Annotated in this window: 22 protein-coding genes; 9 read left to right on the top strand and 13 right to left on the bottom strand. The window is 68.2% G+C overall.

Annotation, left to right across the window (positions count from 1 at the left end; translation table 11 throughout):
* Positions 1 to 46: 46 nt before the first annotated feature.
* Entirely contained in the window at positions 47 to 577 is a 531-nt protein-coding gene (locus GY812_04960; protein ID MCP4434838.1) for a cyclase, read from the bottom strand.
* On the opposite strand from GY812_04960, the gene GY812_04955 reads away from it, so the two are divergent.
* Entirely contained in the window at positions 558 to 998 is a 441-nt protein-coding gene (locus GY812_04955; GenBank protein MCP4434837.1) for a hypothetical protein, read from the top strand. The two genes, GY812_04960 and GY812_04955, sit on opposite strands and share 20 nt — an antisense overlap.
* 10 nt (positions 999 to 1,008) lie before the next feature.
* A complete protein-coding gene (locus GY812_04950) occupies positions 1,009 to 2,073 on the top strand; it encodes a pirin family protein (protein MCP4434836.1) in 1,065 nt (354 codons plus the stop codon).
* A 7-nt stretch (positions 2,074 to 2,080) separates the two neighbouring features.
* On the opposite strand, the gene GY812_04945 is transcribed toward GY812_04950, so the two are convergent.
* From GY812_04945 to GY812_04925, 5 genes are all read right to left on the bottom strand, one after another.
* Positions 2,081 to 2,710: a DJ-1/PfpI family protein gene (locus tag GY812_04945; GenBank protein ID MCP4434835.1), complete on the bottom strand. Its 630-nt coding sequence runs from the start codon at positions 2,708 to 2,710 to the stop codon at positions 2,081 to 2,083.
* A gap of 47 nt (positions 2,711 to 2,757) precedes the next feature.
* Positions 2,758 to 3,747, bottom strand: coding sequence for a GlxA family transcriptional regulator (locus GY812_04940; protein ID MCP4434834.1), 990 nt, complete (start codon positions 3,745 to 3,747; stop codon positions 2,758 to 2,760).
* A 69-nt stretch (positions 3,748 to 3,816) separates the two neighbouring features.
* Positions 3,817 to 4,617, bottom strand: coding sequence for a macrocin O-methyltransferase (locus GY812_04935; protein MCP4434833.1), 801 nt, complete (start codon positions 4,615 to 4,617; stop codon positions 3,817 to 3,819).
* A gap of 96 nt (positions 4,618 to 4,713) precedes the next feature.
* Positions 4,714 to 6,087: an AAA family ATPase gene (locus tag GY812_04930; GenBank protein ID MCP4434832.1), complete on the bottom strand. Its 1,374-nt coding sequence runs from the start codon at positions 6,085 to 6,087 to the stop codon at positions 4,714 to 4,716.
* Between the two features lie 174 nt (positions 6,088 to 6,261).
* Positions 6,262 to 7,212, bottom strand: coding sequence for a taurine dioxygenase (locus GY812_04925; protein MCP4434831.1), 951 nt, complete (start codon positions 7,210 to 7,212; stop codon positions 6,262 to 6,264).
* Positions 7,213 to 7,363: 151 nt separating this feature from the next.
* Here GY812_04925 and GY812_04920 point away from each other — a divergent pair, with 151 nt between their 5' ends.
* Positions 7,364 to 7,885: a MarR family transcriptional regulator gene (locus tag GY812_04920; protein ID MCP4434830.1), complete on the top strand. Its 522-nt coding sequence runs from the start codon at positions 7,364 to 7,366 to the stop codon at positions 7,883 to 7,885.
* Between the two features lie 4 nt (positions 7,886 to 7,889).
* Here the strand turns inward: GY812_04920 and GY812_04915 are convergent, their stop codons facing one another.
* Positions 7,890 to 8,633 carry a hypothetical protein gene (locus GY812_04915; protein ID MCP4434829.1) on the bottom strand — a complete coding sequence of 248 codons (744 nt, stop codon included), beginning with the start codon at positions 8,631 to 8,633 and terminating at the stop codon, positions 7,890 to 7,892.
* A gap of 48 nt (positions 8,634 to 8,681) precedes the next feature.
* Positions 8,682 to 10,304: an MFS transporter gene (locus GY812_04910; protein MCP4434828.1), complete on the bottom strand. Its 1,623-nt coding sequence runs from the start codon at positions 10,302 to 10,304 to the stop codon at positions 8,682 to 8,684.
* 66 nt (positions 10,305 to 10,370) lie between these two features.
* On the opposite strand from GY812_04910, the gene GY812_04905 reads away from it, so the two are divergent.
* Positions 10,371 to 11,210: a sugar nucleotide-binding protein gene (locus GY812_04905; GenBank protein MCP4434827.1), complete on the top strand. Its 840-nt coding sequence runs from the start codon at positions 10,371 to 10,373 to the stop codon at positions 11,208 to 11,210.
* Here the strand turns inward: GY812_04905 and GY812_04900 are convergent.
* Positions 11,180 to 11,689: a carboxymuconolactone decarboxylase family protein gene (locus GY812_04900; protein MCP4434826.1), complete on the bottom strand. Its 510-nt coding sequence runs from the start codon at positions 11,687 to 11,689 to the stop codon at positions 11,180 to 11,182. The genes GY812_04905 and GY812_04900 overlap by 31 nt on opposite strands.
* Positions 11,690 to 11,715: 26 nt before the next feature.
* Positions 11,716 to 12,813, bottom strand: coding sequence for a dihydrodipicolinate reductase (locus GY812_04895; protein MCP4434825.1), 1,098 nt, complete (start codon positions 12,811 to 12,813; stop codon positions 11,716 to 11,718).
* Between the two features lie 39 nt (positions 12,814 to 12,852).
* On the opposite strand from GY812_04895, the gene GY812_04890 reads away from it, so the two are divergent.
* From GY812_04890 to GY812_04880, 3 genes are read left to right on the top strand one after another with little or no spacing between them, the layout of a single operon-like run.
* Positions 12,853 to 14,259, top strand: coding sequence for a hypothetical protein (locus GY812_04890; protein ID MCP4434824.1), 1,407 nt, complete (start codon positions 12,853 to 12,855; stop codon positions 14,257 to 14,259).
* 49 nt (positions 14,260 to 14,308) lie between these two features.
* On the top strand, positions 14,309 to 15,115 hold the full coding sequence (locus GY812_04885; GenBank protein ID MCP4434823.1) for a PhzF family phenazine biosynthesis protein: 807 nt from the start codon (positions 14,309 to 14,311) through the stop codon (positions 15,113 to 15,115).
* A gap of 17 nt (positions 15,116 to 15,132) precedes the next feature.
* Complete coding sequence (locus GY812_04880) at positions 15,133 to 15,894, top strand: YceI family protein (protein MCP4434822.1); 762 nt, start codon at positions 15,133 to 15,135, stop codon at positions 15,892 to 15,894.
* 18 nt (positions 15,895 to 15,912) lie between these two features.
* Here GY812_04880 and GY812_04875 read toward each other — a convergent pair whose 3' ends face one another.
* Positions 15,913 to 16,776, bottom strand: a complete 864-nt coding sequence (locus GY812_04875; GenBank protein MCP4434821.1) for a prolyl oligopeptidase family serine peptidase — start codon at positions 16,774 to 16,776, stop codon at positions 15,913 to 15,915.
* Between the two features lie 329 nt (positions 16,777 to 17,105).
* Positions 17,106 to 17,918 (bottom strand): dienelactone hydrolase, encoded by an 813-nt coding sequence (locus GY812_04870; protein MCP4434820.1) that lies wholly within the window; start codon positions 17,916 to 17,918, stop codon positions 17,106 to 17,108.
* A gap of 161 nt (positions 17,919 to 18,079) precedes the next feature.
* Between GY812_04870 and GY812_04865 the strand changes: the two genes are divergently transcribed.
* On the top strand, positions 18,080 to 18,889 hold the full coding sequence (locus tag GY812_04865; GenBank protein ID MCP4434819.1) for an enoyl-CoA hydratase/isomerase family protein: 810 nt from the start codon (positions 18,080 to 18,082) through the stop codon (positions 18,887 to 18,889).
* A 59-nt stretch (positions 18,890 to 18,948) separates the two neighbouring features.
* Here the strand turns inward: GY812_04865 and GY812_04860 are convergent, their stop codons facing one another.
* Positions 18,949 to 20,256 (bottom strand): acyl-CoA dehydrogenase, encoded by a 1,308-nt coding sequence (locus tag GY812_04860; GenBank protein MCP4434818.1) that lies wholly within the window; start codon positions 20,254 to 20,256, stop codon positions 18,949 to 18,951.
* A 175-nt stretch (positions 20,257 to 20,431) separates the two neighbouring features.
* Here GY812_04860 and GY812_04855 point away from each other — a divergent pair, with 175 nt between their 5' ends.
* A complete protein-coding gene (locus GY812_04855) occupies positions 20,432 to 21,100 on the top strand; it encodes a GAP family protein (protein MCP4434817.1) in 669 nt (222 codons plus the stop codon).
* Positions 21,101 to 21,117 lie beyond the last annotated feature (17 nt).

Here is a 21,117-nt window from a genome sequence, read left to right as displayed (position 1 = left end):
GGAATCGTTGGAGCCAGGTCGGGCGGCGTAGCTCCCCAGCCGTGCCTCAGGTGATGTCGGTGGTGCTCAGGACCGGGTTGACCGGTGCATAGCAGCTCGAGTTGGCGGTGATGCCGAACAACTGGATCGTGGTCGTCCAGGTGATGCCGGGATCGGAGTAGCCGGTGCCGGACATCTGCGTCTCGATGGTGGAACCGGGAGCGCCGGTTGCCTGCAGGGTCGCCGTCACGGTGGGCAGGTTGGCGGTGGTTCCAGCAGCCAACTGACCGGGCACGGTCAGGACGATCTGGTTGCCCACCTGCGCCACGGTCGGCGTGCCGGCACCCAGGTTGCTGCCACCCGCCACGGTCGCCGAGACAAACGAGCTGTTAGCAGGGATGTCGAAGCGTATCTTCACGTTGGTCAGGTGCAGGATCGTCTGGCCACCGCCCGATGTGGGCACCTCGATCGGGTCGGCCGTCATCTCCACCTGGAAGTTGGACCCTGCAGCCACGCTCGACGGCGCATTGGTGGTGACTCCGTTGTCGAAAGCGTCGATGCTCGCCGAACCAATCGGGTTGGGCGTACGACAGCTCATCGCTATCGGTGTGTACAGCGACGGCGCAACGGTGGTCGTAGTGGTCGTCGACGTGGTGGTCGTGGGCGCCGTGGTGGTCGTGGTGGTCGTGGTGGTCGACGTCGTGGTCGTGGTCGTGGTGGTCGAAGTCGTAGTGGTCGGCGTCGTGGTCGTGGTGGGCGCAGTCGTCGTGGTCGTGGGCGCCGCGGTCGTCGTGGTCGACGTGGGCGAAGGGCCAGGACCCGGAGGTTGCACGCAACTCACCGCCACCACCGCAACGACCGCCGCAAGGCTGGCCGCTGCCCGGCGGGGCGCGCCGGCACCGCGAGCAAACGAGTTCCCATCCATGATTCCCCCTCATGACGCCGACTCGCCACGAACCGGCTACGGGACCGTTCTAGCCGCTCACCACGAAGCCGTCCACCGATCCTGCGCGGCGTAGTCTCTGCGGCATGAACGATTTCGGCCGTGTCGGACAACCCGAGGGGCCGGTTCTGCAGACCGCTTCGCTGCCGGCCAGCGGCCCATGGCCCACGGTCGACCCGTTCCTGTTCTGCGTGCACCACCTCGACACCTACCCGAAGGGCAACGGCCGGCTCGGACCCGACGCCGACCTTTCAGAACGCCAGATCGGCAGTGACTTCTCCGTGCTCGACGGATGGAGCATGTACCACGGCGACCGGATCCCCGGATTCCCCCGCCACCCGCACCGGGGCTTCGAGACGGTGACGTTCGTGCGCCAGGGACTGGTCGACCACGCCGACTCGATGGGAGCAACGGCTCGCTACGGCCGCGGCGACATCCAGTGGCTGACCGCGGCGGGCGGCATCGAGCACGCTGAGATGTTCCCGCTCGTGGAGACCGGGGCCGACAATCCCCTGGAACTGTTCCAGATCTGGCTCAACCTGCCCGCGGAGTCGAAGATGGCCGAACCCCACTTCGAGATGCTGTGGGCGGAGTCCGTGCCCGTCGTCGAGGAGCCGGACGGCGCTGGTCTGCCCGTCACGGTCACTGTGGCCGCCGGGACCTACGGCGAACACACGCCACCGGCACCGCCTCCCGACTCCTGGGCTGCACGCGACGGTTCAGGAGTCACGATCTGGCTCGCAGACCTGGCACCGGGGGCCACCTGGAGCATCCCGGCAACCACCGGTGACGTGGCACGGGCGCTCTACCTGCCCCACAACTCGTCAGCCGCAACAGTCGGCGCAAGCCAACTCGACGCCGGCACGGTCGGACTGCTGTCAGCCGATGCGGTCGAGGTGACCAGCGCAACCGGCGGCGAGGTGCTCGTCCTCGGCGGCCGCCCCATCGGGGAACCAGTGGCGCAGTACGGGCCGTTCGTGATGAACAGCGAGGACGAGATCCGTGCCGCATTCGCCGACTACCGAGCCGGCGGGTTCGGTGGCTGGCCCTGGGACGACGACGATCCCAACCACGGGCCCGACGCGGGCCGTTTCGCCGTACACGCCGACAGCACCCTCGACGAACCCCCTGGCGGCGTCGCGCCGCTCTGATGCCTGGTCAGTCGGCCATCACAGCCGCCACCAGGTCGCGCACATCGGGGGACGACTTGTCCGGAGAGCCCGAGTCGAACGGTGGCTGCGGGTCGTACTCGATACCCAACTGGATCGCCTGGGCCACCTCGTCACCGGCGATTGCGGCAGCGAGCGTCAGGGCCATGTCGATCCCGGCGGACACTCCGGCCGCGGTGATCACCTTGCCCTGGCGCACCACCCGGGTGCCGGTGGGCTTCGCCCCGAATGAGGCAAGTGCGTCGTATGCGCTCCAGTGCGTCGTGGCATCCAGGCCGTCGAGCACGCCGGCGGCGCCCAGGACCAGTGACCCCGTGCAGACCGATGTGGTGAAGGTGGTGCCGGGGTGAGCAGCGCGCACCCATTCCACGACCGGGTTGCCCTCACGCGCCATCGAGCGGGTCACGAACCCTCCGGGCACCAGGAGCACATCGGGTTCAGGCACATCGGCAAGGGCGTGGTCCACCTCGAGGTGCAGCAGCCCGTTGTCGTCGCTGACCCGGCCACGCTCGGGCGCGCACAGCACGACCTCCGCTCCGGGGAGCTGGCTGAGCACGGCGTACGGCCCCATGGCATCCAGGGCGGTGAGCTCGGGGTACAGGGCGATGGCTATCTGCATGGTGGTCTCCTGTCGGTGTGCGGAATGTCGGCCGGCTGAAGCGCCCCCTAGGCGGGCTGGCGCGAGAAGTGCTGGCGATACCGGTCCGGGGTGGTCCCGACCGTCCGGCGAAATGCCCGGTGAAGTGTCTCCACTCGTCGGTAGCCCACCCGGCGGGCAATGGTGTCGATTCCGAGGTCGCTCGTGGCCAGCAGCGTGCGGGCGGTCTCGACCCGCAGCCGCTCGATGTGGGCAGCCGGAGTGGTTCCGACCTCGCGTCCGAAGTTGCGGGCGAAGGTGCGCGGGCTCATGTGGCAGCGCTCCGCGAGCGCGGCCACGCCGAGGTCGGCGTCGAGGTTCCCGGGAAGCCACGCAAGCAGCTCTGCGAATGCGGGGCTCTGCACGCTCTGCGCCTGCAGGGTGGCGGAGAACTGTGACTGGCCGCCCGGTCTGCGCGAGAACACGACGAGCCAGCCGGCGATCTCCTGTGCGAGGTGGTCGCCGTGGTCCTCGGCGACGAGCGCCAGCGTGAGGTCGATCCCCGCAGTCACTCCGGCAGAGGTCCACACGTCGTCGTGCTGCACGAAGATCTTGTCGTCGTCGACATCCAGGCCCGGATGCCTGCGGGCAAGGGTGTCGCACATTGCCCAGTGGGTCGTGACCGTGCGGCCATCGAGCAGCCCTGCAGCGGCCAGGACCATTGCGCCTGTGCAGACCGAAGCGACCCTTGAGGCCCGGGCGGCCAGTTCCGCCACGGCTTCGGTCACCGCGGGGTCCGCGGCCGCCATCTCGGTTCCTGGGCCACCGACCACCACCAGTGTGTGCAGAGGCGCACGCGACGCGACCTCGTCGGCCAGTGACGTGTCGACGGCGAGGCGCACCCCGGAGCTCGAGGTGACGCCGCGGCCGTCCGGTGAGGCCAGCACATGCTCGTAGGCAGCGCGGGCATCGATGAAGCCGGCGAGGCTGAGCACTTCCACCGGTCCGGCGAGGTCGAGCAGCTGGAGCTGCTCGAACACCACGATCACGACTCGTTTGCTGGTCTGTGCTGGCTTCACCCCAACACTGTCCGTCAGCCAGGAGTTGGCGTCAATCCACAACTACTGACAAATACTGCCACCGATGAGTCAGTCCTTACGCCACCACACGCCGGTCCAGTCCACCTCGTGCATGCGGGCATCGATGCCGTTGGCCTTCCGGTAGTCCGCCACGGCCTGGCGGCACGGTTCCCAACCACCATGGTCATCCACCACCACGAAGCCGCGGGGAGAGACCTTCGGCTCCAGGTGCACCAGCGCGTCCATGGTCGACTCGTAGAGGTCGCCATCGAGCCGGAGCACTGCGAGAGCATCAATCGGTGCGGCCGGAAGGGTGTCTGCGAACCAGCCCTCGAGGAACCGAACCCGGTCGTCGAGAAGCCCGTAACGCTCGAAGTTCGAGCGCACGGTGTCGCCGTCGACCTTGAGCACGCCTACACCAGACCAGTCGAGACCGTCATCGGCCGGGTACCGGGCGGCATCGGGAACCGGGAGTCCCTCGAACGAGTCGGCCACCCACACGCGGCGCTGGATGTCACCCATGGCCTCGAGCACACCGCGCATCAGGATCGTCGCCCCGCCGCGCCAGACTCCCGTCTCGATGAAGTCACCGGGCACGCCGTCGCGCACCGCTGCCACACAGCACTGCAGCACGTTGTCGAGCCGGGCGGTGCCGATCATGGTTTCGGCCGTCGGTGGCCAGTCGCGCCCCTCGCCACGAGCGGCCTCGTCGCCACGTCGAACCAGCCGCCATTGGTTCCGCGACAGCATCGGCAGCAACTCGTCGCGGCCACCGGGGACGTCGTCTAGGCGAACGTCCCACCATTCCTGGTCGAGGAACGCCTCGCGGGTCAGGCAGCGACTCAGCAGGTCCAGATAGCGGCGGGCCACGGGATCGAGGCCGGCCGAGGGAGGAAGAGCTCCATCGGGCACTCCGGCAAGCTACCTACCACGACCGCGTGCCTCCAGTTGCCGCTCCGTTGACGGTCAGAAGTCGCGGGTGAAGTACAACGACATGACCCTGTCGACCATCTCCGGTGTGAGTACGGCATCGGTGCCCATGTAGCCACTGATCGAGCGTGCGAGCTTGCAGATCGTGCCCGGCAGGTAGGCGCGCAACTCGCCGTCGCCCTGGGTGCGGGCGAAGTGACGCAAGTGCTCCGAGGTGCCCGGCGCCACCTCGACCCCGGCCATCGCACTTGCGCGCCGGAGGATCTCGTCGAACTCGTCGTCGCTGCACGCGCCGACGAACACCTTGGCGTGGATCCGGCGGAAGAAGGCGTCATCACCCAGCTTCGCCGGCTGCATGTTGGAGGACAACACCACCTTGAGGTCGAACGGCACCTCGAACTTGCGGCCCATCAGAGTCAGGTAGTCGATACCCCGGTCGAGCGGCACAATCCAGCGGTTGAGCAACTCCTCGGGTGTCGCCGCCTGCCGGCCGAAGTCATCGATCACGAAGACACCGTTGTTGGCCTTGAGTTGCAGCGGGGCCAGGTAGACACCGCTGTCGGCCTCGAGCTGTAGGTCGAGCATCCCGGGATGCAACTCGCCGCCGGTGATCACAGACGGACGCAGGCAGGCGACCCAACGGGGATCGAGTCCGTCGGGCTGCTGCGCGAGCGGCTCGTGCAGGGTGGGGTCGAACACCGAGATGATCTGGCCCTCCACCTCGAGGCAGTACGGCACGAGTACGTAGTCCTCGTGGGCGCGCACTATGCGCTCTGCCACACTCGACTTGCCCGTGCCGGGCGGGCCGTAGAGGAACATCGCGCCATCGCTGTGCATGGCCGGCCCGAGTTCGTCGAGGAGCTCCGGGGAAACGACCAGATCGGAGAACGCATCGCCCAGCGACGATCGACTGAGCGTGAGCTGCGGGTGCTGGGCCCGGACCACTTCGTGGTAGAGCGGCAGCGGCACGGGCATGGGGCCTGCGTATCGGCATTCGGCCGAGCGTTGACTCGCCTGGCTGCGGCCCACCTCGGTCGGGCTCACCACGTAGGCGCGCCCCTCCATTCCCTGGAACTCGACCAGGTTGCGGTCGCGCATCGACTGCACGAGCGTGTCGACCACGCCCGGGCTGACGTGCAGCTTGCGCGCCAGGTCGGTCGTCGCGGTGCGCAGGTCGATCACGATCTGGCGCAGCAGGATGTCCTCGGCAACCGCGAGGGTGACACCGAGGGCCTCAGGCGATCCGGGGGCCCGCAGGCGGTACTCCAATCCGCCGGTTGGAGCAACCGGGGACCGGTCCGGCGGCGCACCGGCATCGGCGAGCTGTTGTTGCGCGTCCACCGGCAGCTGGAACGGCGGTGGCTCGGTGAAAGGCCGTGGCTGTTCTCCTGTGACAGATGCCTGGTCCAATGTCGCCCCCGGTGCGCGCGCGTTCAGTGCTGATGCGGGAGCCCACGTCGGTTCCCCCTTGGCCGTGCTTCGGCTAAGGAGTGATCGGCGCATGGAGGTCACGCCTTGAGCTCAATTGCCCGGGGGTCGCCGACTCCGCCGCCTCGGCACCTCCGGCGGCGAAGCGGTCAGGTGTCAGCGGGGTCGATCACCGATGATCGCGGCGCGCTCCATGACCCGGGCCTGGGGCCAGTAGTCGCTGGATGCGTAGTGCTGCGTGGAGCGGTTGTCCCACATCGCAACCGTACCGGGCGACCAACGCAGACGGAACTGGTACTCGGGCACCTCGGCCTGCGCGAACAGGTGGTCGAGCAGCGTCTCGCTGTCGTCTTCATCCATTCCCACGATGTGGCTGGTGAAGATCCGGTTGACGTACAGCGCCCGACGGCCTGATTCGGGGTGGATACGCACGATCGGGTGCTCTACGGCCGGGAACTCCTCGCCGGCACGGGCCCGGTCTTCGGAGGACATCGCTGCTCCGTAGGAAAGGGTGAAGTCGTGCACCGCCACCCGGCCCTCGATCTGCTCCTTCACCCGGTCGGACAACCCTTCCCACGCGGCTTCCATGTCCGCCCAGAGCGTGTCGCCACCACTGTCCGGCAGCTCCACGGCGCGGAGCACCGCCGCCATCGCCGGTTGCTCACGCCACGTCACGTCGCTGTGCCAGATGTTCTCGTAGCCCCCGACAGCTTCGTCCTTGGCGAGGCGCACGAGATAGGGAGTCTCCTCGGTGCCACCGAGGAAGGGGTGGTGCTCGAGTTCGCCGAAGCGCGACGCGAAACGCGACTGGGTCTCGGCATCGAGGGACTGGCCTTCGAACACGAGCACCTTGTGGGCCACCAGGGCGGCACGGAGCTCCGCGACGGTCTCGGCATCAAGATCCGTGGAGAGGTCCACACCGTTGACGGCTGCGCCGATGGTCGACCCGAGGGCCTGCAGGTCGAAGCGCTCCCAGTCGATCGCGGCCAGCTCCGAGCGGCGGTCGGCAAGGAAGGTCGTGGGGCCCAGCTCGGCGTTTCGCCGGCCCTTGATCCGCACCCGGGCGAGCCCGGCAAGTGCCTGTGGTTGCGCAGCTGTATCCGTCATGCCGTCAACGGTAGACCAGCTTTACCTTGCTGGCAAGGTACTTCTCCTGATCTGCGACCTCACCGGACAATTCCTTGCGGGGAGCATCAGGCGGATACGCCGCAATGACCACAACCGGAGGCAATGGGGAGGGCATGCTGGGACGGATGCCATGAGCCTGGACGCGCAAGACTGGAACGAGAACCTGAACCGCTCGATCTCGCGCGCGGCTCCTGATTCGCCGCCCGAGGTGGCAGGAATCGTGGTGTGGCTGTCGAGACTCGCCCGCGCCTACGAATCAGTGGTGGCGAGGCTCAACGAACAACACGGACTACTGCGCTCTGAGACCGGGGTTCTGATGACCCTGTGGATGGCCGGTCCGTCCTCGGGACTGCGGCCGTCGTTCCTGGCAGAGGTGATGGAACAGACCACCGGCGGCATGACTGCGACGCTGCGGCGCCTCGAGTCCACCGCAATGGTGGAACGCATCGCAGATCCAAGCGATGGACGCGTCAGCCTCGCGAAGCTCACGGACAAGGGCCAGGAGATCGGCCTGCAGTCCTTTTCCGCAATGGCGGACTGGTTCACGCAGACGTTCGAGGGCGTGGATACCGCCCGTCGCGAGCAAATGCTCGAGATGGTCATCGAGCTGTTCACCCTGGTCGAGAACCAGCGACGGTCCGACGGGATCTGAGCCATCAGCTGATCGCCGACATCACCGCCTCCCCGGTGCGGGGATTGTTGAGGTACGGCTCGGGGTCATGCGCACGGTGGCCGTTGTCGACACGGCGGTCCTCCACCCGATCGCCGAACCGCGGCGCCAGCAGGCCCTCGCCGGTGGCCAGGTCGCCCACCGCAGCCACGTTGACCCAGCGCCGCAGCCCCTCGGGCCATGGCCGCACGCCATCGGCGCCGGCATCGGGCAGCATCGGATCGGTCATGGGCAACCCGAGTGGTGACCCCAGCGTCACGAGCGTGTCGATCGACAGCTTCGGCTCGCTCACGAGCGTGTTGTAGGCCAGCACCGTGCCAAGCGAGTGCGCCACCACCGCCCTTGCCCCATCGCCGATGGCCTCGACCAGGCGGCTCCGCGCCGTGTCCGCGACCGAGGGATTGGACGCAAGGGTGGCCACAAGGTCCACGGTGCGATCGAATGCAGCCTTGCTCGCGGCCTGGCTGAGCACGTCGAGGCCACCGTCGCCGGCGAACGACTCGAGCAGCTCCGATGTACCGGCCCGGCTCTGCTGCCAGGCTTGCTCATCCAGCGTCTCCGGATCGATCCGGAACAGGTCTCCGTAGAAGCACACGGCCACATCCGACGCGTCGATCGACCCGATGTGATGCTCAAGGCCGTCGCGCAACGACGGCAGCCAGCGGGCCTTCATCTCGTGGGGGCCCCACAGCTCGTTGAAGGCTCCGTGAACCAGGACCACTGCTGACATCGTGTGCGCCTCCGGGCTTCGTGACGGCCGACTGGCCGGAGCTACGGCTCACCCTTGACGAATGGCAGCGCCGGCAGCCTCGGCATCGGCCGCATGGTAGCGCTCGAGCAGCTCCTTCTCCCCGGCGTGGTCCGGGTACCGGGTCGCCACGATCAGCGCTCCGAGCAGGGCCGCTGCGATGCCGGCCGCGTATGCCCATCGCTGTCCGTCGACGAATGACTCCTGGGCGCTGGAAACGATCTGCTTCGCGTACTGCGGGTAGCGCTCGGCGGTGTTGACCGCGCTCGAGAACGACTTCTGGAGTTCCTGTTGCACCTGGTCGGTGATGGCCGCCTGCTCCGAGGACGGCGCAGCATCGATCTGCGCGGTGATGGCCCGGGCGTATCCGGCGGTGAGCAACGCCCCGAGCACCGACTGCATGATCGCCCCGCCCAGGTCTCGCTGCAGGTCGGCGGTGGCCGATGCCATGCCCGCTCGCCACACCGGGACCGAGCCCGTCAGCGAGTTGGATGCCGGAGTGCCCGCGAACCCGACCCCCGCACCCACGCACATGTACGCGAGGGCCACGAACGCGTAGTTGGTGCCGTCGCCCCAGATCAGCAGCATCACGAGGAATCCAGCCACGCAGAACGCGTAGCCGATCAGCAACGTGTACCGGGATCCGATCGCGCCAACCAGGCGAGCTGAGCGTGGCGCCACCAGGATCATCAGGACGACCGCAGGAAGTATGGCGGCACCGGCTTCGAGCGTGGAGTACCCGAGTACGTCCTGCAGGTACTGCTGGCCGATGAACATCGCACCCATCAGCGAGCCGAACACGATCACTCCGGCGAGGGCCGCCACCCAGAACAGTCGCCTCGCGGCCACATCCAGGTCATAGAGCGGATTGGCGGCACGCTTCTGGCGCCACACGAACCCTGCACCGAACAGCAGGGCCGCGGCGGCCAGGCCACCGGCCAGCGGCTTCGCGCCCGGCACGGGAGCCAGGTTGATCGCGAGCACGAGCGTGGCAACGAACACAACCGACAGCGCCCCGCCCAGGTTGTCGACGGACTCGGTGGCCTCGTTGACATGGTTGGGCAGCACGAATGCGGCGAGCCCGAACGCAATCACCGCGAGCGGGAGGGTGATCAGGAACACAGAGCCCCACCACGCCACCTCGAGCAGGGCGCCGGAGGCAAGCGGGCCGAGAGCGGAGAAACCGCCGCCGATCGCTGACCAGAGCGCGATCGCCCGCGTGCGTTTCGCACCACTCCAGAGTGCGGTGATCAGCGCGAGGGTGGTCGGAAAGGCCATCCCGGCAGCTACGCCGCCCGCCAGGCGCGCAATGCTCAACACCAGCATCGACGGCGCCCATGCGGCCACGATGCTTGCCGGTATCGACAGCGCCATGCCGAGCATGACCATCTGTTTGCGGCCGTAGCGGTCGCCAAGCGCGCCGAGCCACAGCACCGAGGCGGCGAGGCCCAGCGAGAAGCCGATGGCGACGATGTCGAGTCCGGTCTGGGAGGCATCGAAGTGCTGTCCGATGTCCGGCAACGCCACGTTGGCGACCGCCAGGTTCAGGTTTGCCACTGCGGCAACCAGGATGAGCGCGACGAGTACCAACGGCGCACGGTCCGGAGCGGTTCCTTCGGGCACAGCGGCGTCCGTTTGGGTGGCGTCGGCCATCAACACATGGTTGCAGCCCCACACGCGGTGCGACGCGATGCAAGCCGGGGACTGCACAATGGGGCTGTGCAAGTACTCGTGACAGGGGCTACCGGACTCCTCGGATCGGCCACCTGCCGTGCACTGGCTCGTCGTGGACACAGCGTTCGGGCAGGGGCGCACAACTCCCGGTCCGACCAGCCTTGGAGCTGGGTGCCGCTCGAAGTCACCGACGCGTGCTCCGTGGGCAATGCGGTCAAGGGAGTCGATGCAGTCGTGCACACGGCCTACGCCCGAGGGGGCGACATGGCACCGGCGGTCAACGCAGAAGCACCCGCGATCGTCGCAACAGCATGTGACGCCTCCGGCGTGCCAATGCTGCACCTGTCCAGCGACGTGGTGTTCGGCGGGCATCCGCCCCGCCCACAGGGCTACCGCGAGACCGATGCAGTGGGCCCGGTCGAGGGTTTCGAGTACGGCCGACAGAAGACCGACGCCGAACGCCTGGTGCGGATGTCGTTCGCCGAGGCGACCATCGTGCGCACCACCCTGCTGTACGACCTGAGGGGTGGCAGCTCCCTCGAACAGGCTGTAGTGGCCTCGACGGACACGTCGAACGGCATGGCTCACTTCACCGACGAGTTCCGCTGCCCCGCACACGTCGACGACGTCGCCGCGGGCATCGTCGACATACTCGAACTCGATGCGACCGAACGCCCCGAAGTGGTGCACCTGGGTGGCCCGCGGCGCCTCAGCCGTGCCGACATCGCGGTGGCCCTCGCAGGGCCACTCGGCATCGATGCCGCCCTGCTCGCCTTGGCGCCCTCGTCTTCGACGGCCGGCGACCGCCCCACGGACCTGGCGTTCGACTCCTCGCTGGCAGCAGGCCTGATCGGCTACTCGCCGAGGCCGCTGCCGGGGCTGTGAGCGGGGCCCGGCAGGGTGCAGGCAGCGTCGAGCCCGAAAACCCGGTTGATCCGACCGAACGTGAGCCACGACCCCACCGACATCGCCAGCTCCACCAGTTCCTCGTCCGTGTACGCGGCCCGCAGGCGTGACCAGAACTCGTCGTCGATCCCACGGTGGTCGAGGGCGAAACGCTCGGCGAACTCCGCCGCGAGCTTCGAACGCTCATCGAGGCGCCCTGACTCACGCCAGTTCTCCACCTCACCCATGAACCAGTCGGGCACCGTCTCGCCGTCGCGGTCGGTGCGCCAGTCGAGACAGAACATGCAACCGTTCACCTGGGCGATCCGGAGCCTCGCCGCCTCGAACTCCTCGAGGCCGAGGCTGCTGTGCTCGTACACCGCTGCGGAGAAGGCCGCGGCAGCCGGCCCGATGCCGGGGACCATGTACCCCCACACATGGGTGATGGGGTCGTTGCCATCGGGCACGTCGAGGAACATCTCGCCTGCACTGCGCTCTTCGGCCATCAGATCCCTCCTGGCTGCCCCACCAGCCTGCCCGCGCCGGCGAGCACAGGCACGTCCGACGCGTCGTAGACCCCCGCCGGACGCTCCAGCAGCCATGGCACCGCGCCCACGAGCCGCATCGCAGCGGTGGCGTTCCCACCGGCCGCCCGATTGCCGCCCTCCGCTTCAGCCTCGATCGTGACCTCCAGGCGGGGTTCACCCTCGATCACCACCCGGTGACTACCCGCTCCCGAGGCGGGCTGGGGCCACTGCGGGGCAACTGACGGGTCGATCCTGGTGACATGCTCGATCACGATCGGCGTCCGGTCTCCCACGACGCCCTTCACTTCGAACCGCAGCGCTCCCTGGGTTCCGGCGGCGAACGAGCCCATGGCGTTGGTGACCTCGTCATCGAGCGCAACCCGCTCCAGGGATTCCTCCACGGCGTCGAGTTCCACTTCGAGCGCACGAGCCAGCATCCGAACCTGGCCACCCCAGACCATCGTGGGCACGCCCGGGGCAACCATTGGAGGCACCTCGTGCATCGGCTTGCCCATGCCGACCAGTTCCCTCACCGAGAACTCCTGGTCGTAGGTCGAGTAGTCGAAGATCTCCTGGGAACGCACTTCGGTGATCGAGTGGCACAGACCGCTGGCGAACAACGCGAGCACGTCGTTGCCCCAGCCGGGGTCGACCCCCGACACGAACAGTCTCGACGAACCCTGCCGGCACGCGTCGTGCATCGGCGCGAGCACTTCAGCCGGCGCAGAGTCCGGGTCGTAGAGCGCGTACAGCGACGGTGTCACCACGGTCACCCCCTGCGACAGGCACCACTGCACATCGGCTGCCGCGTCGTCGGGGCGGACGTCACCCGATGCCATGTATGCCACCGCCGCACATCCGGCTTCGAGCACCGACTCGCGCCCCGAGGCCCCGACGCCGACGGGCTCCGCCGCCGCGCCGCTGCTCGCCGCGAGCACGGCCGCGTCCACTCCGACCTTGTCGGCGCTGCTGGTCACCACGGTCGCCAGGTCCAGTTGCGGATGGCCGAGCACCGCCCTGATCGCAGCGCGGCCCATGTTGCCGGTGCCCCAAACCCCCACTGGTGTACCCATCATGTCCCCACGTTTCCGGCCGACTGTCGCCATGATGGTGCCATGAGTTCTCACGACATGGCGGGCACCCCTCGCGAGGAAACAGCGCTGGTCCTGGCCGGCGGCGGCACCAAGGGCGCTTTCGAGGTGGGGGTCCTCGAACACCTGATAGTGGAGCGCGGGCTCGACCCGGGAATCATCACGTCCACCTCCGCGGGCTCGATCCTCGCCGCTGTTCTCGGCCAGGCGCGGGGCACGGAGCAGCTCGCCGCCAGGGTCGGCGACATGAGGGCCGACCTGCTCGCAATGACCGACACGGCGGCCGTGTTCGGCCGCCAACCGTGGCTCGAAGCATTCGACGGTACGCCGTTCGGCGATTCGGTGGAGTCGTTCGTGAGCACGAAGGGCCGACCTGATGTCCCGGGAGGTGACCCCGACCCCGATGCCGAGGCAACCGCTGGGCACCACAGGCGGCGCCCGCACATGAACTGGCAGCGATTCACCTCTGTGCTGTCCGAGCTTCCCGCTGCGGCGCGGGCACGCAAGGGCATCGAGGGCCACATGGGGTCGATTCTCACACTCGACCCGCTCGAGGCCGCCCTGCGCGGGCGCTCCGACATCGGCTTTCGATCCGTCGATCCGGCGCTGCTTGCTGCCGATGGGGTGAGGCTGCGCATGACGGTGACCGCCCTCGTGGCCGGAGAATCGCACTATGTGTGCGGGGACGGCACGATCCTGGGACCCGACGCCGTGACACCCGTGGGCCACAGCGCCGTCGACGCTATCGAGGGGGCCCTCGCATCGAGCACGGTGCCGATGATCTTCGCCCCGCGGCAGATCGGGCCCGAGGTGTACGTCGACGGTGGGTGCCTGCAGAACATCCCCGTGCAGGCGGCGGTGGCCCTGGGAGCCACAGACATTCACGCGGTGGTTGCGGTCCCGATCGACCCCCAGCCATCCACCGAGGACTTCACGTCGATGAACTTCGTGGGCATCTACCTGCGAACCTCCGCCGAGATCGGATTCGCCAACACCCAGCGCCAGAACCTGCGCACTCCCCTGCCGCCCGGCGGCCGGCTCAACGTCATCGCACCGACGGTTGACGTCGTGAGCCCTTTCGAGGTGGAGCCGGGCCTGATGCTGCTCGACATGGACTACGGCCGGATGCGCGGTGAGGACGCCCTGGCCGATGTGTCCGAGGACGACCGGGCTGCGGCCATGGCCACTTCGGACTCGTTGGTCATCGCGCGCGAGCGGGCCTGGTACCTCGAGTCAGCCTGCATCGCGGATGGGACGGTCTCAGCGGCCCGCGCCGAGGCGCTGCGTGCCCTGAAGTCGCAGATCTCCGACGCGCTGTCCGCCCGCCGCGACCTCGGATTCGCGATTCCGGCCGGAGCCGACGCCTGGCAAAACAGCCTCGAGGTGCACCGCGGGGACCCACCACCGGCGCTGCAGGCGGTGCTGGGCTGAGGCCCGAAACCGACAGGCGCGACCGTGGGACTTGCGGCAGGATCGCTGCATGACGATCCCGTTCTTCCAGGTCGACGCCTTCACGAGCAAGCCCTTCGGCGGCAACCCGGCTGCGGTGTGCCTGCTCGACAACTGGCCCGCCGACGAGCTGCTCGGCTCGATCGCAGCGGAGAACAACCTCTCGGAAACGGCGTTCCTCGTGCCGAGCCGGACCCGCGAGGCCGACTACGAGCTGCGGTGGTTCACTCCGGAGATCGAGGTCGACCTCTGTGGCCATGCAACCCTCGCGTCGGGCCATGTGGCACTGCGCCACCTTCGCCCCGACGCTGAGGCCGTCTCGTTCTCCACCCGCTCGGGCGTCCTGCGCGTACACCGCGAGGCAACGGGTTCGCTTCGCATGGACCTGCCGGCCGACCCGCGCGAGGCCGGCCATGAGCCCGCCATAGCCGCGATACTCGGCAACGAGCCCCTCGCGCTGCTGGGCGGAAGCACGTGGATCGCGGTGCTGCCCTCCGCCTCCGAGGTGGAATCACTCGACCCTGACATCGGCCAGGTCGCCGCACTGCAGGTCCCTTACCTCAACGTGACCGGCCCCGGGGATCCTGATTCGGGGGTCGACTTCGTGTCGCGCTTCTTCGCCCCGGGTGCCGGTATCGACGAGGACCCGGTGACCGGCTCGGCGCACTGTGCGCTCACGCCCTACTGGGCTGGCCGCCTTGGGCGCAGCAGGTTGCGGGCCCGCCAGGTATCGGCCCGCGGTGGCGAAGTCGACTGTGAGCTCGTCGGCGAACGGGTGCTCCTGCGGGGCACGTGTGCCGAGGTGATCGAGGGGCATCTCACCCTGTCGCCGCTCTGATCAGCCACAATCGTGGGATGACGAACCGTACGAAGGGCATCATCGCGGCCGCGGTGGTCATCGTTGCGCTTCTGGCTGTGGGCGTTTGGTACTTCTACCTGCGCGACGATGCGCCGGAGGCGGTCAACCTCGAGGCTGCAACCGAGCAGCTGACCAGCACCACGGCCGACGGAGGCGATGGCGCCGGCACCGGGAGTACCGACACCACGCAGGCTGCCCCTGCAGGGATCGAAGGCACGTGGGTAGTCGACAACGAGTCCGGCGACTTCAACCTCGAGACGGCGACCGGGTCGTTCGCGGGATTCCGCGTCGAGGAGGAACTGGCCAGCATCGGCGCGACCACGGCGGTCGGCCGCACCGACGATGTGACCGGGTCGATCACGATCACCGGCAACACCCTCGAGTCTGCCGACCTCGAGGTCGACCTCACCCAGATCGTCACTGACCAGAGCCGCCGCGACTCACGGGTGCAGGACGCACTGGAGACCGAGCAGTTCCCGACCGCCACGTTCGTGCTGACGGAGCCCATCGACCTCGGGCCGGGGGCTGCGGAGGGTGACGCTGTGAGTGTGGACGCGACGGGCGACCTCACGATCCACGGCGTCACCAACGCTGTCACCGTGGCGCTCGAGGCCCAGTTGGTGGACGGCACACCGGTGGTGATCGGATCCATCCCGATCGTCTTCTCGGACTTCGGCGTGGAGGCCCCGACGGCACCGGTGGTGCTGTCCGTGTCCGATGAAGGGACCGTCGAGTTCCAGCTCCTCTTCGCACGCTGAGCGGCAGAACCCCACAGCTCAGGCCGCCAGCTGGTGGCGTGCAAAGAACTCCCAGGTGAGTTCGGTGGCGTCGATCTCCATGTTGGTCGGTCCCACGATGCGGGCGATGCCCTCTGCGGTGAGTGCGTCGGACCCGGGCCACGTATGGCCGCCGTCCTGGATCATGTAGAAGACGACCTCGGCCCCGTCGGGGCAGTCATAGCTCCTGCGCACGACCGATCCTGCAACCTGCTCGTCCGTGGGCTGGCCGCAGCCGTTGTTGGCGGCCCAATCGGCCGCGTTCGCGGGGTAGCCGTCGCCATCGATGTCACCCGGCGGGGCCGAGGTGGTGCTGCCGCTGCCCCCCGAGGTGATGGACGAGAGCGCGTCGGCCGCCACGGAGCCGTTGAAGGGCAGGAGTGGGTCCGCGGTGCCGTGGAAGGAGATCACGGGCACGGCCTTGCCTGGATCGCAGTCGGGCGGGTAGGTGACACCGGCCACCGGGCCGACGGCGGCAAACACATCCGGGCGCGTGCATGCCAGTACCGAGGAAAGGAACGCGCCGTTGGACAGGCCGGTGGAGTAGACCCGCGAGGTGTCTATGCAGTAGCGGGCCTCGATGTCAGCGAGCATCGAGTCGACGAAGTCGAGGTCGGGATTGGGCCCCGACGAACGCACATCCCAGCCGACGCTGCGCCCCGACCCTTGCGGGAAGGCCACCACGAAACCCTCCCGTTCGGCGAGCTCACTCCAACCGGTCGACCCGGAGTGGAACTCGGCTCCCTCGGACAGTCCGTGGAAGTCGAGCACCAGCGGAACCGGATCCGAGCCGGTCGCTGCCTCGGGTGCTGTGAGAAGCCACCAGCGCCGCTGGCCATCGGAGTCGATCCCTTCCTTCGCCAACGTGGCCGCCGGCGCCCCTGGCGTTTCGCATCCGGCGGAAGCAACAGCGGTCGGGGCGGCCGAGGACCCCTCGGCGTTGCCCTGGTCAGCCGACCCATTGGCATCCTGGCCGGATGGGTCGGATTCAGCCTCCGCGGCGTTCGCTTCGCCGTCGCCCGACTCGGTGGAACAGGCGCCGGTGAACAGGGAGGCGGCGACAAACAGAACCGCTAGTGGACGCCATGACGCGCGAGTTGATGACAGTGCTTGCGTCTGTGCAGGCCATGGGAGCATCCGCGCACCCTATCCGGCACCCAAGACCGCGTTCAGCGAGAGTGTCGGAGGCAGGTTCAGGTGAGCAGCCTCTCCCTGAACAGCTCGAGGACCTGCTCGAGGGCTTCGCGGGTGGGCTCACCCGGCTCGTCGATCAGGTGCTCGGTGACCACCGAGTGCGGCGGCATCGCCGAATCGGGATTGGCGGCCTCGTCGTCGAGCTCTATCGCGACGAACGCGTCGCCGAGGTGTTCGCGCAGGAACTCGAATCGAGCACCGGGCACCAGTCGGTCACTGCTGAAACGCATGCCGAGCACCGTTAGCCCTTCGGCCGCGCAGCGCCCCTTGACCACTTCCAGCTCCTCGGGCGAGATGTCGATGTTGCGGGCACGCGACCTGCCGGCACCGAACGGTAGCGACGGCTGTGAGAGCACGGGAGCCAGCAGACGGTCATCGGTGGCCATCGCCAGGGCGAAGCCGCCGGTGAAACACATGCCGATCGCGCCCACGCCCGGGCCGCCGCACTTCTCGTGCTCATCGGCTGCCAGTGCCCGGAGCCAGTCGATGACGGGCGAACTCCTGCCGGTCGCCCACACCGTGAAGTCGCGGCTCACGCACGACGGCCCCATCGACCTCGCGATCATCGACAGGCTGCCCAGCCGGCCGCGGGAGTCGGGATCCCGGCCCGGATCACCGAAGAGGTGGGGCAGCACCGCGGTGCACCCGATGCCAGCCACCTTGCGGGCAAAGTCAGCCACCTTCGGGGTGATGCCAGGGATCTCGGCCATGACGATCACGGCCGGTCCCTCGCCCAGGCGGTACACATCGCGGGTCTTGCCCCCGTGGGTGAAGGTGGTCTTCTCGAAGTCGTCCAGCGGGTCGTCGGCCATGGCCCGACGCTAGCCAGCCCCCTGAGGGGGATGAGCCGGATGTGGACGGTCGTCGTCAGCCGACCGGTGCGAGTGGCGCTTCGCCGGAGCCGACACCCGGCCAACCCAATCGCCCGGCTCCACGGCCTCTCCTCAGCAGCGGAATCCTCTAGGTTGCCGCCATGGCAGACCCATCGCATGACGCCCATCCGCCAGACCTGGGGCCGGGGCTCCGCGTGTCGGCAGACGGTCCCGTGGGCAGCTTGGTGCTCAACAGGCCGGACAAGCTGAACGCCTTGTCGACCGACGTCCTGTTCGGAATCGAGGCGGCCGCCCGGTGGTTCGACACCCAGCGCGGGCTGAAGGTCGTCGTGCTGTGGGGTGAAGGCAGCTCGTTCTCCGCAGGCGCGGATGTAGCGGGGTTCGTGACGGACCCCGGTGACGGGCTGACAGCGCGCGACCGGGCCGACGCCGGCCGGAGAGCGGCCGACGCGCTCGAGGCCATGGCCGCTATCACGGTGGCCCGCATCCAGGGTCACTGCATCGGCGGAGGCGTGGTCATCGCCTCGGCTTGCGACTTCCGCATCGCGGCCGATGACGCCAGCTTCTCGATCCCCGAGATCGACCTGGGCATCCCACTCGCGTGGGGTGGCATACCGCGGTTGATCCGCGAGATCGGCGCGGCAGCCACACGGGACCTTGTCATGACCTGCCGGCGCTTCGACCCTGTCGAGGCCCGCGAGATCGGATTCGTGCAGCGCGTGGTTCCGGAGCCCGACCTCGACGTGGCGGTCGAAGCCCTGGTCACCCAGTTGGCGGGCAAGGCGGCGCTTCCATTGCTGTCGACGAAGGCCCACATAAACGCCACCACGTCACAGATGACCGGACAGGGGCGCGGCTGGATGGAAGCGGACACGCTGGTCACAGCGCTGCACGATGAGGAGTCCCGCGAGGCAGCGAACCGCTACCTGCAGGGTCTGGCCGAGCGCTGAACGCCCACCGCCGGCCGCCGAAACGACGAGTTCGGCCCCTCGGGAGCGGCTGTGGCTGATCAGGCGTTCTTGGGCAGAGACGAGAACGGCACCGTGTTGATGTCTCCCGGCTCCTTGGGCAGGCCCAGGACCCGCTCACCGATGATGTTCTTCTGGATCTGGTCGGTGCCGCCGTAGATCGGGGGCGCCTGTGCGTACAGCGCCGCGCCGGTGACCATCGCCAGGAAGGGGTTGCCGGTGGCCTGGTCGATCGCGGCACGATCCTCGGGCTTGTAGGCGTGCAGCGTGCCCGCCGGCCCGACGATGCGCAGTCCGAGGTCACGTTGGAGCCGCACCATGTCGCTCATCGAGAGCTTCTGGATGTTGGCCATGCCGGGAATGTCGCTGCCGTTGGCCTTGGCGGCCTTCACCCGCTCTGCACCGATGCGACCGAGCTCGCCGATGATGTGCAGGCGCACCAGGTCCTGGCGGATCGTGGGATCGTCGACCTTGCCATTTCCCTTGGCCAGGTCGATGTAGAGCTGTGCGCTCGACTGGCGCCTGTGCGGCTTGGAGTCGGCCGGAGCGGTCGACTTCTTCTTGGGCTTCTCCTTGACGAAGTCACCCACGCGCTTGTCGAGGTTGCCTGAGACGGTTCCCGGCACCGCCGTCGCGGCGGCTCCGCCTCCACCGGCACCGAGGCCGGCACGCTCATTGGCGAGCGTGGTGTTGGCAGCAGCCCAGCCGTTGTTGAGGTCACCGATGATCGCTGCGTCGGGCACCCGTGCGTCGCTCAGGAACACCTCGTTGAACATCGCGTGCCCGGTGAGCTCGCGCAGCGGGCGCAGCTCGACGCCCGGTTGGTGCATGTCGATTGCCATCCAGGTGATGCCGCGGTGCTTGGGGGCGTCGGGAGCGGTGCGGGCCAACAGCATGCCCAGGTCGGCCGACTGGCCGAGTGAGGTCCACACCTTCTGGCCGTTGATGATCCACTCCTCGCCGTCCTTTTCGGCCTTGCAGGTTAGCCCCGCCAGGTCGGAGCCGGCCCCGGGCTCGGAGAACAGCTGACACCAGGCCTTCTGCCCGGTCACGATGTCTCGCACGTATGTGTCTATCTGCTCGCGGCTGCCGTGCGTGGTGATCGTGGGCGCTGCGAGCAGCAGGCCCAGGCCGGACGGAGCACCGAGCGCACCGAAGGACCCGATCTCGCGGGCGACCTTCACGCCGTCGCTGCGTGACAGCCCGCGGCCGTAGGAGTCGGCGGGGAGGTTGGGAGCGGACCAACCGGCCGTGCCGAGCTTCTCCCACCATTGCGCCACGGTGAGGTCGGGATCCCAGTTGTCCTCGAGCCAGGTGCGGACCTCTTCGATCAGGTCGCCGCGAGCCATGTCGGTGCCCGCCGCGTCGCCGGTCAAGCCTGTGGTCGTGCTGTCAGTCATCGGTAAGTTACCCCCTGGTAATGACAGTGAGTCTGCATTGGACAGGGCCGGGCGGCAAGCGCAGCGGTACTACCGTGACAGCAGTCACTAGCGCACACCGGCAAGTGTGCAGAAGAGAGGCCCGATGAACCAGGTGATCGGCGAGGTCCTGCCCCTGGCACTTGCGGTGCTCATCTCACCGCTGCCCATTGCAGCCGAGATCCTGCTGCTGTTCTCCGACAAGCCGAAGCCCAATGCGGCGGCCTACGTGACCGGGTTCCTACTCGGCGTGGGAGCGGCGCTCGGCCTGTTCACACTGCTCGCCACCACGACCGACGTAGGCACTTCCGGCGACTCGGCCGGCTGGACTTCATGGCTGAAGATCGTGCTGGGCGCAGCGCTTGTGTTCGGCGGCATCCGCCGGTTCCGCAACCGGCCTGCACCGGGAGAGGCCGAGACCCCGCGATGGATGTCGGGCATCGAGGCGTTCAGCCCGCCGAGATCGTTGGTGGTCGGTCTGGGAATCGGGGCGCTCAACCCCAAGAACATCATCGTCGGCCTCGCCGCGGGCGTGGCGATCGCCGAGGCAGCGCTGCCGGTCGGCCAGGAGGTCGGCGTGGTCATCGCCTATGCCGTGTTCGCCACACTCGGCGTGCTCGCTCCCCTCGTGGTTGCGGTGGCCATGGGCTCGCGCTCCGAAGCGCTGCTCAAGGGCTGGAGGGTCTGGCTGTTCGACAACAACGCCGCTGTGGTGGCGGTGATCTTCCTGATCATCGGTGCGGTGCTGATCGGCAAGGGAATCGCTACGGTCTGACTTCACCGGCCGTGGCC

The organism is Actinomycetes bacterium (assembly GCA_024222295.1).
Taxonomy (GTDB): domain Bacteria; phylum Actinomycetota; class Acidimicrobiia; order Acidimicrobiales; family Microtrichaceae; genus JAAEPF01.
Note: the sequence above shows the minus strand (reverse complement) of the source record. Positions and strands in the feature narration are given on the sequence as shown.

Excerpts from the sequence above, each read along its gene's own strand:
- GY812_04960 (MCP4434838.1), bottom strand. The coding sequence starts at position 577 with ATGAGCTGTCGTACGCCCAACCCGATTGGTTCGGCGAGCATCGACGCT.
- GY812_04950 (MCP4434836.1), top strand. The coding sequence starts at position 1,009 with ATGAACGATTTCGGCCGTGTCGGACAACCCGAGGGGCCGGTTCTGCAG.
- GY812_04945 (MCP4434835.1), bottom strand. The coding sequence starts at position 2,710 with ATGCAGATAGCCATCGCCCTGTACCCCGAGCTCACCGCCCTGGATGCC.
- GY812_04925 (MCP4434831.1), bottom strand. The coding sequence starts at position 7,212 with ATGACGGATACAGCTGCGCAACCACAGGCACTTGCCGGGCTCGCCCGG.
- GY812_04920 (MCP4434830.1), top strand. The coding sequence starts at position 7,364 with ATGAGCCTGGACGCGCAAGACTGGAACGAGAACCTGAACCGCTCGATC.
- GY812_04915 (MCP4434829.1), bottom strand. The coding sequence starts at position 8,633 with ATGTCAGCAGTGGTCCTGGTTCACGGAGCCTTCAACGAGCTGTGGGGC.
- GY812_04910 (MCP4434828.1), bottom strand. The coding sequence starts at position 10,304 with ATGGCCGACGCCACCCAAACGGACGCCGCTGTGCCCGAAGGAACCGCT.
- GY812_04900 (MCP4434826.1), bottom strand. The coding sequence starts at position 11,689 with ATGTTCCTCGACGTGCCCGATGGCAACGACCCCATCACCCATGTGTGG.
- GY812_04895 (MCP4434825.1), bottom strand. The coding sequence starts at position 12,813 with ATGATGGGTACACCAGTGGGGGTTTGGGGCACCGGCAACATGGGCCGC.
- GY812_04890 (MCP4434824.1), top strand. The coding sequence starts at position 12,853 with ATGAGTTCTCACGACATGGCGGGCACCCCTCGCGAGGAAACAGCGCTG.
- GY812_04885 (MCP4434823.1), top strand. The coding sequence starts at position 14,309 with ATGACGATCCCGTTCTTCCAGGTCGACGCCTTCACGAGCAAGCCCTTC.
- GY812_04880 (MCP4434822.1), top strand. The coding sequence starts at position 15,133 with ATGACGAACCGTACGAAGGGCATCATCGCGGCCGCGGTGGTCATCGTT.
- GY812_04870 (MCP4434820.1), bottom strand. The coding sequence starts at position 17,918 with ATGGCCGACGACCCGCTGGACGACTTCGAGAAGACCACCTTCACCCAC.
- GY812_04865 (MCP4434819.1), top strand. The coding sequence starts at position 18,080 with ATGGCAGACCCATCGCATGACGCCCATCCGCCAGACCTGGGGCCGGGG.
- GY812_04860 (MCP4434818.1), bottom strand. The coding sequence starts at position 20,256 with ATGGCTCGCGGCGACCTGATCGAAGAGGTCCGCACCTGGCTCGAGGAC.
- GY812_04855 (MCP4434817.1), top strand. The coding sequence starts at position 20,432 with ATGAACCAGGTGATCGGCGAGGTCCTGCCCCTGGCACTTGCGGTGCTC.